Source organism: Sphingomonas sp. PP-F2F-A104-K0414 (genome assembly GCF_004340945.1).
Lineage (GTDB): Bacteria > Pseudomonadota > Alphaproteobacteria > Sphingomonadales > Sphingomonadaceae > Sphingomonas.
The window spans coordinates 13439-26718 of record NZ_SLYD01000006.1 but is presented as its reverse complement, the minus strand read 5'-3'; the positions used below and the strand labels follow the sequence as shown (position 1 = coordinate 26718).

At 60.7% G+C, this 13280-nt stretch carries 13 protein-coding genes; 9 read left to right on the top strand and 4 right to left on the bottom strand.

The genetic code is table 11. The features are described from left to right. Positions 1-92 precede the first annotated feature (92 nt). The 3 genes from C8J46_RS15150 to lldD are packed head-to-tail and all read left to right on the top strand — an operon-like array spanning position 93 to position 2787. On the top strand, positions 93-875 hold the full coding sequence (locus tag C8J46_RS15150) for an IclR family transcriptional regulator (protein WP_132740998.1): 783 nt from the start codon (positions 93-95) through the stop codon (positions 873-875). Next, positions 872-1636 (top strand): SDR family oxidoreductase, encoded by a 765-nt coding sequence (locus C8J46_RS15145; protein WP_132740995.1) that lies wholly within the window; start codon positions 872-874, stop codon positions 1634-1636. Before C8J46_RS15150 ends, C8J46_RS15145 begins: the two co-directional genes overlap by 4 nt. After that, a complete protein-coding gene (gene lldD, locus C8J46_RS15140; protein ID WP_132740992.1) occupies positions 1633-2787 on the top strand; it encodes an FMN-dependent L-lactate dehydrogenase LldD in 1155 nt (384 codons plus the stop codon). Before C8J46_RS15145 ends, lldD begins: the two co-directional genes overlap by 4 nt. 45 nt (positions 2788-2832) lie before the next feature. Here lldD and C8J46_RS15135 read toward each other — a convergent pair whose 3' ends face one another. Beyond that, positions 2833-3078, bottom strand: a complete 246-nt coding sequence (locus C8J46_RS15135) for a hypothetical protein (protein ID WP_243643427.1) — start codon at positions 3076-3078, stop codon at positions 2833-2835. 522 nt (positions 3079-3600) lie between these two features. Here C8J46_RS15135 and C8J46_RS15130 point away from each other — a divergent pair. The 5 genes from C8J46_RS15130 to C8J46_RS15110 all read left to right on the top strand — a co-directional run bounded on the left by C8J46_RS15130 (position 3601) and on the right by C8J46_RS15110 (position 9125). Next, positions 3601-3942, top strand: coding sequence for a type II toxin-antitoxin system RelE/ParE family toxin (locus C8J46_RS15130; RefSeq protein WP_132740989.1), 342 nt, complete (start codon positions 3601-3603; stop codon positions 3940-3942). Further along, positions 3939-4223 carry a transcriptional regulator gene (locus C8J46_RS15125; protein WP_132740986.1) on the top strand — a complete coding sequence of 95 codons (285 nt, stop codon included), beginning with the start codon at positions 3939-3941 and terminating at the stop codon, positions 4221-4223. The genes C8J46_RS15130 and C8J46_RS15125 overlap by 4 nt, the downstream gene beginning before the upstream one ends. A 99-nt stretch (positions 4224-4322) precedes the next feature. After that, positions 4323-5438: a DNA repair exonuclease gene (locus C8J46_RS15120; RefSeq protein WP_132740983.1), complete on the top strand. Its 1116-nt coding sequence runs from the start codon at positions 4323-4325 to the stop codon at positions 5436-5438. Beyond that, positions 5435-8068 carry an ATP-binding protein gene (locus C8J46_RS15115; protein ID WP_132740980.1) on the top strand — a complete coding sequence of 878 codons (2634 nt, stop codon included), beginning with the start codon at positions 5435-5437 and terminating at the stop codon, positions 8066-8068. Before C8J46_RS15120 ends, C8J46_RS15115 begins: the two co-directional genes overlap by 4 nt. Positions 8069-8438: 370 nt before the next feature. Continuing rightward, positions 8439-9125, top strand: coding sequence for a hypothetical protein (locus C8J46_RS15110; RefSeq protein WP_132740977.1), 687 nt, complete (start codon positions 8439-8441; stop codon positions 9123-9125). On the opposite strand, the gene C8J46_RS15105 is transcribed toward C8J46_RS15110, so the two are convergent. From C8J46_RS15105 to C8J46_RS15095, 3 genes are read right to left on the bottom strand one after another with little or no spacing between them, the layout of a single operon-like run. Then, complete coding sequence (locus C8J46_RS15105) at positions 9122-10189, bottom strand: hypothetical protein (RefSeq protein WP_132740974.1); 1068 nt, start codon at positions 10187-10189, stop codon at positions 9122-9124. The two genes, C8J46_RS15110 and C8J46_RS15105, sit on opposite strands and share 4 nt — an antisense overlap. Beyond that, entirely contained in the window at positions 10167-10688 is a 522-nt protein-coding gene (locus C8J46_RS15100) for an ImmA/IrrE family metallo-endopeptidase (RefSeq protein WP_132740971.1), read from the bottom strand. Before C8J46_RS15100 ends, C8J46_RS15105 begins: the two co-directional genes overlap by 23 nt. Continuing rightward, a complete protein-coding gene (locus tag C8J46_RS15095; RefSeq protein WP_132740968.1) occupies positions 10685-11104 on the bottom strand; it encodes a hypothetical protein in 420 nt (139 codons plus the stop codon). Before C8J46_RS15095 ends, C8J46_RS15100 begins: the two co-directional genes overlap by 4 nt. Positions 11105-12113: 1009 nt before the next feature. Here C8J46_RS15095 and C8J46_RS15090 point away from each other — a divergent pair. Next, positions 12114-13274 carry a hypothetical protein gene (locus C8J46_RS15090; protein ID WP_132740965.1) on the top strand — a complete coding sequence of 387 codons (1161 nt, stop codon included), beginning with the start codon at positions 12114-12116 and terminating at the stop codon, positions 13272-13274. The last annotated feature ends 6 nt before the right edge of the window (positions 13275-13280 follow it).

Sequence of the window (13280 nt, the reverse complement as noted above, 5' to 3'; positions counted from 1 at the left end):
ACCTCTCCCTTGGATAGTGATTATGGCCAGAGCCGCTTCCGCGATCAATATCTAATTTCAATTGCTGGGATTCTGTGTCAGCTAATGGGATTATGGATCAGGATGGATCAAAAGACCGCGGTATTGCGGGTAGTCAGACGTTGATGCGCGGCCTCGATGTCATGGAGGCTGTCGCACGGGGGCAAGATACGCTGCCTCGTCTCGCCGATACGCTCGGACTCAGCCGCTCCACGGCGCACCGTATTGCGTCGGCGCTTGTTGAGCGGGGCTATCTCGCGTTCACGCCGCGTGAGGGATATCGACTTGGCGCGCAACTTCTCGCGCTTGGACATCAGGCCCAGGAACAGGCCGATATTGTCCAGGTCGCCCGCCCTCACATTGAGACGCTGGCGGCGATGAGTGAGGACACCGTCCATTTGGGCGTAATCGACACGGATTTGGCGCTTTATCTCGATAAGGTGCCCGGGCGCCGGCGCATTACAATTTCCAGCCGCGTCGGAGATCGGCATCCACTCAGTTCGACCGGGCTTGGTAAAGCGCTGATGCTCGACCATCCGCCCGCCTATTGGGATGCACGGCTGGCGGCTGAGCAAGCCAAGGCCGACGGCGCGCGATGGCATGACCGCATGATGGGCTATGTCGATGCCGGTCGCGCGTTCGACCTGGAAGAGAACGAGGACCAGATTCGCTGCGTCGCCGCGCCAATCCGCGATGCTACCGGAACGATCGTCGCGGCGATCAGCGTGTCCAGCGCGGCGCAGTATATGGATGACGACCGCATGCAGAGACTGGGAGACGACGTCCGCGCCACCGCGCGCGTGATCAGCATCGATCTCGGCTGGACTGATAAGCAAGAGAAGGGGAACTTGGCGTGAAGCTGCTAGAGGGAAAGACTGTTCTCGTAACCGGCGCCTCGGCCGGTATTGGTCGGGCGATCGCGATCGGTGCGGCGAAGCACGGAGCGAACGTCGCGATCAACTACGTCCGCGATACGATTGGTGCCGCGTCATGCCTTGCAGCGATTGAAGCGACGGGTCAGCGTGGTATCGCCGTCCAGGGCGACGTCGCGTTGCCCGAGACTGCAGCGGATTTCGTTGCTCGATCGGTGGCCGAACTCGGTGGCATCGACGTCATGGTGTCCAATGCAGGCATTTGTCCGTTCCACAGCTTCTTGGATATGCCAGTTGAGACCTTCGAGCGGACGCAGCGCGTCAACATGTTTGGAGGGTATTATATGTGCCAAGCAGCCGCTCGGGCCATGGTCGATCAGGGGCGGGGTGGGACGTTGATCGCAGTGTCCTCGATCTCCGCATTGGTTGGGGGCGAGTTCCAGACGCATTATACGCCTACGAAAGCCGGGCTACACTCGCTGATGCAATCGGCCGCGATCGCGCTTGGACGGCACGGTATCCGGTGCAACTCGCTACTGCCCGGTACGATACTTACCGACATCAATAAGGACGATCTCGCTGACGAGGCGAAGCGTTCGTATATGGAGAGCCGCATCCCGCTCGGTCGCCTTGGTCAACCAGAGGACATGGTAGGGCCAGCTGTTTTCCTCGCCTCTGATATGGCACGCTACGTCACCGGCGCCGCACTGCTGGTCGATGGCGGCGCCTTCGTGAACCTGCAGTGAGAGGCGCGGCTTCTGCGCTCGACTACCGCGAGCTTGCGCGCCGTCGACTTCCGCCGTTCCTGTTCGAGTACATCGACGGCGGTAGCTATGCTGAAGTCACGCTGAGACGGAACATCGCCGATCTAGAGGACATTGCGCTTCGCCAGCGTGTCTTGACCGACGTGTCTACGCTTGATCTCACGACCGAGTTGTTCGGTCAAAAGCTGAAGCTACCCGTTGCCTTGGCTCCAGTTGGCTTGGCCGGGATGAACGCCAGGAGAGGTGAGGTCCAAGCAGCTCGTGCGGCCGAAGCCGCTGGTATCCCCTTCTGCTTGTCCACCGTCTCCGCCTGCCCGCTGTCAGAGGTAACATCTGCAGTGCAGGCGCCGATCTGGTTCCAACTTTACATGATCCGCGACCGGGGTTTCATGCGAGAGCTCCTTGCTCAAGCGCGTGGGGCGGGGTGTTCAACGCTCGTATTTACTGTCGATATGCCCGTGCCGGGATCGCGCTATCGCGACTACCATTCAGGCCTCGCCGGGGCTTCTGGGTTTGCCGGAACGATGCGACGCGTCTGGCAGGGAATGACCCATCCTCGATGGGCCTGGGATGTTGGAATCCACGGACGCCCGCATCAACTCGGCAACGTTGCGCCTGTGCTTGGCAAGAATACCGGGCTGGAGGACTTCTTCGCCTGGATGCGAAACAATTTTGATCCCACGGTAAGCTGGCGCGACCTTGATTTCATTCGGTCCGAGTGGAGCGGGCCGCTCGTGATCAAGGGTATTCTGGACAAGGACGACGCGATCGCCGCGGCTGATATCGGCGCCGAGGGAATCGTCGTGTCGAACCACGGCGGTCGCCAACTCGACGGCGTGCCGTCGACCGCGCGGGCGCTGCCGCCAATCGCAGACGCAGTGGGCGACCGGCTGACTGTGTTGGCGGACGGGGGGGTTCGATCGGGTCTCGACGTTGTGCGCATGCTGGCGCTGGGGGCCAATGGGGTCTTGCTCGGCCGTGCTTGGGCTTACGCGCTGGCCGCGGCGGGGGAACAGGGCGTGTCACACATGTTGAGGCTTGTCGAAGCTGAGATGCGGGTTGCGATGGCTCTAACCTCGTGTCGTTCCGTTCGCGAGATCGGGAGAAACGCATTGGTAGACTTCGATCGATAATGCCCAGCGTGGGCACAAGAGCTACCTCCGCATAGTTTGCTGCCTTCAAAGGCTAATGTTGCGTCGTGCCATCTCGAGGAATGCCATATCGCCGATCGGGGCGCGGGGCTCCGGTTTGAATATGTCGGCTAGATCGAGCAGATCCTCGTCGGCAAGGTCGATGATGGATGTCTCGATTTTTGCGAGGCGTTCGACCGCGCGAACACTGCGATCGGTCAGCCGCTTCCTTCTTGTCTTGAGCATACGCTTTCCTACCATGAGCACCCTTACCGTCCAGGCTTCCGGATCCATGTATGTCAGGTAAAGGTTGCCGGATGAGCCTATCGCAAACTGAGTCATTTCGTAACGCCGCTGCCAAAGAACGGTCCGAGGCGGAGCGGTCCTTGCTACCGCTTGTTCGAGCGCGTCATCTTCGATCCGCGGAGGCATGGGACGCGATGGCAGCGCAAGGGGAGCTTCTTGAGCGTCTGGCGCAGGTGAATGCGGAAACTCGCGAGAAACAGCCCTATCACCGACGACCTTTGGTTGAGAATACGTAGGGTCGTGCTTCCGTGCCGTTATCGCTTGTAGGACCGTCGAGACAGCTGGGAATGTCTACTTTTTGACGTCGGCGCAAAGAGCCGATCTTTGGATGCGGACCGTCTACATTTAGGCAAAACTGGTGGAAAACGGCCCGGCCGTTTTCGGGCAGTGATCCGCGTAAGCAGACGTTCGTTCAGGCTATGGGGCAGGGGGCTACCGCCCGCGTTCTGGTGCCTCCCAACCAAATGCTATCCGCTTGACTAACTACGGGTAACCCGTACATGTTCTGGTATGCAGTCCGTCATCGAAACCAATGCCTACCTTGCGGCGGCGAAGGACGCTGGCATGAGTGCCGAGGAGCAGCAGATGGTGGTCGACCTGATCGCTGCCAATCCGGAAGCCGGTGAGGTCATGCCGGGGTGTGGCGGGGCCCGTAAGTTACGGGTAGCGCGGCCGGGCGGCGGTAAATCTGGCGGGTATCGGGTCATTACCTATTATGCGGGTATAGATGTGCCGACGTTCCTGCTGACCGTGTTCGGAAAAAACGAAAAGGCCAACCTCACCAAGGGTGAGCGAAATGCCCTTGCCGCTTTCACCAAGACGCTGACTGACAGCATTAGGAGGAAAAAATGAAGAGTGCCTTCGACAAGATCGCAGCTGGCCTCGGTGACGCTATTGCTCATGCCAACGGGGAAACGGGCCACGGGAGGGTAGCGGCACCCATCGATGTGGCGGCGATCCGCAAGCGTACGGGTAAGACACAGGATCAGTTCGCGCGGGCGTACCATCTCCCACTGGGGACGGTGCGCGACTGGGAGCAGAGCCGCAGCCAGCCAGATGCGCCGGCGCGTGTTCTATTGTCGCTGATCAAAGCCGAGCCAGACACCATCGAGCAACTCGTGCAGCGGGCTTAGCGTCCTGAACAAGAACGCGCTCGAGATAATGGTTGCCAGCAGTACGGCAAAGTGGCGGCAGCGTTCGACACGTGGGTCAGAAGTTACCGAGAGAGCCCTATGCTACGCTTAATCCACACCGCAGACTGGCAGCTGGGCAAGCCGTACGGTCGCTTCGACAGCGAAGTCCGCGCAGCGCTCAGCGAAGCGCGCTTTGACGCGATCGATGCGATCGGCAAGGCAGCGGTCGAGCATGGTGCCGCGCATGTTCTGGTCGCTGGAGACGTGTTCGATACCGAGGGTCCCGAAGATCGCGTCATTGTGCAGGCAGTGTCGCGGATGCAGCGATATGCCTGCACGTGGTGGCTGCTCCCCGGCAATCACGACTTCGCCCGTAACAGTGGTCTGTGGGACCGTGTTCGCGCCAAGGGGGCGGCGAACATCCGCATCGTCACGGAGCCCGTGCCGTGCGAGCTGGAACCTGGACACTGGCTCCTGCCAGCACCGCTGACTCACCGGCACAACCTGGATGATCCAACCGCCTTGTTCGACACGATGGAGACGCCGGGCGCGACACTACGCGTTGGCTTGGCCCATGGTTCGATCCGTGACTTTTCGTCGCGTGGCGAGGCGCAAAACCAAATCGCTCCGGACCGCGCACAGCGCTCCAGCCTGGACTATCTGGCACTCGGTGACTGGCACGGAGCGCTGCGGGTCGACGCGCGAACCTGGTACTCCGGCACACCGGAAACAGATCGCTTCCAACGAGACGAACCGGGATATGCGTTGCTCGTGACGCTTGAGCCGGGCGTGGAGCCGGTCGTGTCACCTATCCGCACGGGCAGGTTCCAATGGCTGATGCGGGATTGGACGATCCCGGACGCGGACGGCTTCGTAGCCGAGTGCGATCGGCTGCTCAGCCCGATCGAACCGTCGGCGACGCTCCTGCAGCTGTCGCTGGCCGGGATCGTCAGCCTCTCCGACCGGATCGCGGTCCTTGGCAAACTGGACAATGACCTGCGTCATCGCCTTCGGCATCTGGCGGTTGCGGCAGATGACCTGGTGGGTCGGCCGAGCGAGCAGGATCTGGCGGATCTTCAAGTCGAGGGCATGATCGGAACGGCAGCCGCGAAGCTGATGAGCATGATCGAGGCCGGCGGTACCGACGGGGTCACGGCCAAGCGGGCGCTCGAGCGCCTCTTCGTGGAATATCAGCGCGGACAGGACGCAGCATGAGTCTCAAGATCCGGCGCATCGTGCTGTCCAACTTCCGCAAGTTCCGTGATCCGTTCGTCCTCGACGGGCTGACCGACGGCCTGAACGTCATTATCGAGCCCAACGAGACCGGCAAGTCGACGCTGCTCGAAGCCATGCGCGCGGCCTTCTTCATTCGGCACAACACAGCCAACCGCCTGGCGCGCAGCTATGCACCGCACGGCGAAGCCGTCGCCCCGCAGATCGAGATCGGCTTCGAGGCGCGAGGCGAGGACTGGCAGGTCAGCAAGCGCTTCCTGAAAGGTGCGTCGGTCGAGGTGCGTGGACCAAACGGCCGTGCACAAGGCGAAGATGCTGAAGCTCAGCTGCAGGCATTGCTCGGCGCGCGGCGTGACACGAGCCAAGCCGGCGACGCGGCCGCACACGGCGCGCTGGGGCTGCTTTGGGTAGGGCAGGCGCAGGCGCTCGAAGTCACGGCTCCGGGTGACATAGTCCGCGACAGCGTGCGCGCGACGCTGGAGGCGGAGGTTGGCACGATCATGGGCGGCGCAGCCTACCAGCGTGTCCGGCCCCGGATCGACAGCCAGTTCGGAGACTATTGGACCACCACCGGCCGGCCTAGCGGTCGCCAGACGATAGCACGTACCGAGCATGACGCTGCCGAGAGCGCTGCGACCGAGGCGTCAACTCGGCTTGCCGCTCTAGAGCAGGGCTTCTCCGATCTCGAGGCGGCTCGGGCCAGGCTGAAGGTGCTCGATCGCGATCTTGCTGATACGACGGACACAGAGCGGCGAAAGGTGCTGGTCGGTCAGATCGACGTGGCGCGGTCTGCGGCGCAGTTGCGCGATACCAGGCGGGCCGAACAAGGCCGTCTTGGCGACCAGGTCAAGGCACTGGAGGATCTAACCGCCCGCCTCGCCGATGCTCGGAAGGCTGTCAGCGACACGGCCACAGCCCTCATCAACGCCCGCGAGAAACGATCCGGCCTTGAAAAGGAGCTTGCTAGCACGCGAGAGCGAGCGAGTACGGCGCGTGATCGGCTGGCTAAGGCTCGCGACGGCCGGCGCAAGGCGCATGCCGCACTCGATGCTGGCACCAAATTGGTTGCGGCGCGGGCACGCCACATCGAGATCGCCTTGGTACGCCAGCGGCACGCCGAATTGCTGCCTCTCGAAGCCGAACTGGAGGCAGAGCGCGAGCTTGGTACGACCATAATCCCCGCCAGCGTCATCAAGGCGCTGGAGGAACGCGAGCGTGTCGTCGACAAGGCGCGCGCGGCCGTCGAGGCCGGGGCGACCCGGGTGGAGTTCACGGGCGATGTCAGCGGCGTTCGGATCGACGGCATGCCGGCTGAGACCGGTGACCGGACGCTATCGCGCGAGACGCGCATCCAGCTTGGCGATGCTGAGTTGGTCATCCGACCGCCAGCGGGGCTGCAAAGCGCAGAAACGGCGCTTGCCAACGCCCGCGATGATCTGGGCGCCGCATTGGCTGACCACGGGGTGACGAGTGTCACAGACGCTCGGTCCCGTAATGAGGTCGCACGTGATGCTGTTGCCAACGGGCGGACGCTTGAAGCGAGGATATCTGGCATCACGCCGGCCGTGGCGTTGCTCGGTCTCGACGCCGGTGCTTCGGCCCTGAAGACCTTCATCGCAGGATTGCCGGAAAGCACTGAAGGGGAGGGCAGTGAGGAAGGACCGGACGTCGACGCGTTGAGCGTGATCGCGGCGGAGGCGGATTCAGCGCTTGCGAAGGCGGAGGGTGTCGATGAGGCGGCTTCTGCGCAACTGCGCGAGCTGGAAGCGCGCAATGCGCCGCTGATGGTTCAGGCGGCTAGCGCCGAGCGTGATGCTGCCAACGCCGTAGCGCAGCTGGCTGCTCTGGAAGGCAAGCCTGAGGTAGATCGTCTGGATAAGGCTCTGCTGGATGCACGTCAGCGGGAAGCTGCAGCGCTGGTTAGTCTGCAGGACGCCGAACGTGCTGCGACAGCGCATGATGTAGCGGCGATCGAACGCCAGATCGGGGTGTTGGACAAACGTGTTGAGGTCGCCCGGACGCAGCGGGTCGATCTTGAAAAGGTGGTCGCCGGGCTCGAGGCGCGGATCGAGGCGGAAGGCGGCAAGGGACTGGCGGACCGCGCTGCTGCTGCGCGAGAAGAAGCGGATGCTGCGGCCGCCAACCTGGCGCGCGTGACGCAGGAGGCGGAGACGCTGAAGCTTCTTCGCGACACGCTGGAAGGGGCGCGAGCAGAGACCTCACGGACGTTCGTCGGGCCGGTTGCACGGCGCGCGCGTCGGCATATCGAACGTCTCCTGCCTGGCTGCGATCCGAGCTTTGGGGATGATCTGGGACTGACGTCGATCACGCGTGGTGGTCTGGGCGAGATTTGCGGCGATCTTTCGCGAGGAACGCAGGAGCAATTGGCGGTGCTCACTCGGCTGGCTTTCGCCGACATGCTGCTGGAGCAGGGCGTGCCGGTGTCGCTGATCCTCGACGACCCGCTCGTCTATTCGGACGATGCCCGCCTCGATCTGATGACCGAGATCCTGACCGACGCGGCGTCGCGAATGCAGGTGATTCTGCTGACCTGCCGTGACCGCGCGTTCCGTCATCTTGGCAATCGGATCAACCTGATTGGAGCTCAGTGAGAACGAAGAGTAGAGGTGATGGTGGATGGCTGCCGGTCCGCTTCGGAACAGCAATCATCGTAAACGGACTTTCGTTGAGGAAGTGTTGCAGGGGGGCGAACAGCCACTTCCATGATAAATAACGGACCTTCTGATTTGAGGTTGGAAATGATCCCCTCCGTGCACCTCACCTACGGTATATGGGTGGCTAGGCGAGAGAGCGTCGGAACACTTATGGAAAGCAGGGGGGGCTTCGCGAGGGAGGGGCTGCATCGAATGGCGGACAGTTGCCCCAAGCCGAGCCACGAGCCTTGGATCCTTGAGCCAGCCGGTTATGCATTGACAGTACGCCGATGCACAGCCATCGGCCCACCCACCCAGCGAGCGTGACATGGACGAAAATGGCATCAAGGCAGTCGCGCTAGCGCGCATTCGGCGGGAAGCACGGGGGCGCGTCTTGCCAATCGTGACTAGTGAGTTTTCGCTGAACGGGACTGGAATTCGTGCCGATCTCGCGTTGCTGGATCGTAACACCTTTTATGGGGTAGAGATCAAGAGTGCGTCAGACACCCTGAAGCGCTTGCCATCTCAAATGGAGGGTTACGCCCGTTATTTCGATCAAACCGAGCTGATCGTCGCCCCCAAGCATATCCATGGCTTACGGGATGTAGACCTGCATGGAGCGAAAGTCTGGCGGGCCGAAGTTTTGGGCGACTGGGAGCTTCACGCGCCGGGAGAGTTGCGTACGATCAGCGGCCAGTGGTTGCTCCACCTACTTACTGCTGAGGACGAGCGTCGTGCGACCCGCGCCATTGAACGGCAGACCGCTGAACTCTCACCCATTGACGTCGACCATGCGCGCCGCGCTGAGTTTGGACGCTCATTTCATAAGCGCTATGGCGAGACGAGCGCTCGCTTCTGGGAAGCCGTTCGAGGTCGGCCGATCCGTGTCGACGATTTGAAGCTGCTCAGCCGTTACCATGCGGGACGCCAGCAACGGCAAGAAATCGCGCAAGAACAAGCGGAGCGTTGGGCGACTTGGGTCGCCGCAATGCAAACACCGTTGCACGCCGCTTAGTCCTCCCAGTCATCCTCAGTGTCTTCGACCGCCCCGGGGTCATCGTGAAACGTCTGCAACTGTAGATGTAGATTGATGCGCGCGGCGGTTGATTTGCTTGGCGTATCTATAGCAGAGGCGTCGCCCCTCGCCGTTCGTTCTATCATCTGCGTGCCCCAAACCCGTAGTTCACCATTCCAGAGGGGGCTTGCCATTAGGGCTTGAGCTTGTTCGATATATCCGTCGAGCCCGGCCTCGTCGGAGCGAAAGAAGGTCCATTGCTCAAAATCGGGATAATCGATCCGGGCCGGGATCACTCCGCTTCCTCCCCCGAGCTGGTCCGCACGCGCACTGCCACGGTCACCATAGATCAGCCGCTCGTGACCTAACTGGCCGGCCACTTCGTCGAACAGGCGTCGTTCAAAGATGAGCTGGCGCGGGAGATTTGTGAAGCTCGACGGGAACGACGAAGCGGACACCGACACGGTGGCCAGTGGCGCAGCTGCCCAAACCGTCCTGATCAGCCCGACGGTTTGAGCGGCAATGAGTAAATGGTCACTACGGACAGCGCCATAGTCGATCATAAAGCAGACATCGAGCCCGCCTCTTGTGAGTCGACCAATTTCAACTGCCAACCTGCCTAAACCACCGAACGCGCTTCGTTCTATCCGGACCGCCAGACCGCGTTCCAATGCGTGGAGCCGGGCGATTTGCTGGCGCTCTGCTATTGGATCAATGCCAACCTGGGCAACAGGAATATAGTTTTCATTCTGTTCAATGAACTCGCACCAGTTGTCGAAACCCTCGTCTGGACTTCGAAGAGCCTCCAATTCTTCGAATACCGGCCGAGATTTGGGGACCTCACGCTCTCCTACCTCGACGAGGACCGGGCGATCACCATAGGATACAGCTATTCGATCGATGGAGCTTTCCAGGCGATGAGATCCGACCCAAGGCCTTAACGGCACCAGTGGCAGTAAGCGGTCTTTCGTCTGTTCCGGCAGCTCTTCTAGGGCCCGCATCTCCGCGGGCTTGAGCGCCAGAAGAGGTAGGTAAGAAACGCTATCCCATGGCCTGAGCGGCATCGACGACCCCTAACTGTTCTAGCTTGATCCGCATTGCACCTTCCGATGCAGAAAATTGCTCGGCTAGGAATAGAATTAGATCGCCGACCCCTTTCTCGCGCGCTTCGTTTACACTGGCAAGAACAAGGTCATCGGGCATCAAAATGTCAGCCGCCAACCGATTGGCTTGCGCTTCTCGCTTGTCGGATAAGGAAGATCGATAGAGCACGTCGTCTGAGATGCCGCCAGCGCCGATTTGGTCTGAATGAAGTAAAAAATGTGCAAGTTCGTGGGCTACTGTGAACCGCTGCCTTTTTGAGGGATCATGACGGTTTATCCGGATGACAAAGCCGTTGTCTTGCGGCCTTATCTCACCGGAAATGCCAGGGGCGAGCGTAGCGGCCTTGATCGGAACCCCAAGGGCTCGGGCCAGTTGGGATAGCCGGACGGGTGCCGTATCCTGATACTCTTCAATAGTATCGCGAACGCCTTCGCCTAGGGTACGCCACTCGGGGCTCATCGGTCGTCTCCGTCATCATCGTCATCGAGCAGCCGATCGTCCGGTTTGCCGAGAACGATCTGGTCTACCCGCGCTCTAACGCGCCGGTCGAAGTCGGGGGAAGCCACGATCTCAGAAATGCGCGTTTCTACTTCCTCGAGTATATAGCGTCGGATTGATCCGTTCTCAATCTGTTCACGAGTCTCAGCGAGTGAGGCGTTTGTGGCACTACGCACTGCCTCGAGCTTCATCTGCTCGAACCCCCAGAACGCGGCGATTGCCAAAACACCGCCGAAAATGGCGACTATCACCCCGACCGCCGAAAGCAAAATGGCAGCGAGGTCGGCGTAGGTCATGCCGTCCGCCTTGATACCGCCGGTGGAAAGAAAGGCGATGAAGGCGGCTCCGAGGATCGCGCCAAGGAACGATGCCAGCACAAGAGATGGGCGAGCTGGAGCATATACCGGAACTCTGTCCGGCTGTCTTCCAATCACCACCCCAGCTCTCCGATCAGATCATAGCGGATAACACACACGCTGAGGGCGCGCGCGTCAAGTTAGCCGTGATATGATGGAGCACGTCCGCTCCGCTCAAGCAGATGATTGCCGCATATTGCTAAGCGATGAAAGCGTTGGGGGCCGGCACTGCCTGGTCCGCCCCGTGACCGGCAAGCTGTCACCGGCGGGGCTTCAGGTGTTTCCGTCATGAAGATTAAGCTTTGGGCGGCGCTTTCGATGCGGTGCGTATCAAGCCGAACGCCAAGGACTCCGAACGACCGGTAAGTTTTGGGGCGGCGGCGAGGGACACGTGAACCGCCAGGATCGGGTTGTGGCTTTGGCGGGTGTCGACCATCTTAAGACATTCAGCGGCGTTGATGTGAGCGGCGGCTCTTGCTGAAACCCGTCATTCGTGCCGCGCAAACCAGCCGGTCGGCTTTGCGTCCTAATGTCGGTCATTGCGGATCGCCTCACGATCCGCCTGAAAGCGGACATGCTTGCTGATCGGTCTCAAGGACCGGGTCTGGGACTTTCGCGACGGTCAGCTTCGGGAACATCAGCACCGATTCCGGTTGTCGAACGGAGCGAATGTGCTGTCCGTTGGCGCACCTTCAAAGCGGTCATCTCCAACCTTGAAAAGACATCCCGAAACCCCCCATGCGTTCATTAGTTGTAATATCGATCAGATTGACGGACCTTGGCTGAAACATGGAGCGCTCCGCGGGAGGCGCAAACAGCAATGGCGGTATTGCTGTCGCTCCTCCACTGAAGATATGTTGTCACCAATAATTGGCTTGCGAACTGACACTTACTCTGGCTTCCTTCAATTTTGATAGGCCATACTCTCCGGTATAAGATCATCGCAATTCCTCCGACATTGAGCGAGACTAGCGTTGGCCGAAAATGGCTCGCGCAATTCGCCACGGCTGAACAGGCAGCCGCTGCGGCTATGCTCGATGCGATGCTTCTCCTGAACGAGGAGCAGGTCTCTACGGCAATCAGAGGAACCCTCGATAAAATCGCCGAAAATGCTCGCCACCGAGGGAAGCGGATCGCGCTTTATGCGGAGCGCGAGTTTCAGCAATCTGCAATTTTTTCCTTCGAACTCTTGCCCGACCGCCATGGCAAACTGCGTCGTCGCGCCGTAGGGAGATCAGGTCCTCCGGCCGTGAAGCCGATCCGCGGGCGCAGCCGTGTAGGTAGTGAGGGCTTAATTGCTTTCCTCGCGTCGCAGCAAAAAGATGCGTGGCCTAAAATCTTCATGAACCATCCGGGCCCCGATCTGCTGCGTGGCAAGACAGCACCGGCAGGAGAGGTCATCATATTGACTGACTTCATCGGTTCTGGAAGTCGCGTCCGCTCGATGCTCGATAAGTTTTGGGCGGTGCCAACTGTCCGCTCCTGGGTATCGAGAAGATTGCTCAAATTTCGCGTGGTCGCAGCGGCGGCGACCAATTCAGGATTGATCAAAGTTCGGTCCCATCGGCTGCGCCCCGAGGTTGTCAGCGAATGGATATCACCCATCATCGACTGGGCTACATCGCCCTCGTGGTACTTCGCGTGGCGAAAACTGATGGACACATATGGTCCTCCAGACGGGCGCGGGTCCGGCCGATATGGCTTTGGCGGCGAAGCTGCTCTCATAGCCTTCAGCTACCGCATCCCGAACAACACGCCAGCCATAATCCATCAGAGCGAGGGCGCTTGGCGGGCGCTTTACGACGGCCCAATTCCGCCAACCCTCAGCGCCTTGTTCGGCGTCCGCACGATCGCCCAGATCATTGGGGAGGCGGCCTCTGGCAACGGAATTGTCTTGCCGCCGTCGCTGACCGAGGAAGAGCGCAAGATGGTTGTCGTCCTCAGCCTGTTGCGGGGACGCTGGCACAGAGGATCGGAGACGGCTTTGGCGGCTCGAAGCGGAATGGCGGTACCGCCACTGATGGATATGCTACGCGAGGCACTCGCAAAAGCGCTGATCACTAACACTGGCAGGCTGACAGATAAGGGCTATGCGTTTCTGGAAGCGGGGGGCGTTCGCGAAAGAAAAACGCCGGTTATTGCCACGACCACGCAACCTTACTATCCAGAAGCTCTGAGGATTCCACGGTAGCATCTA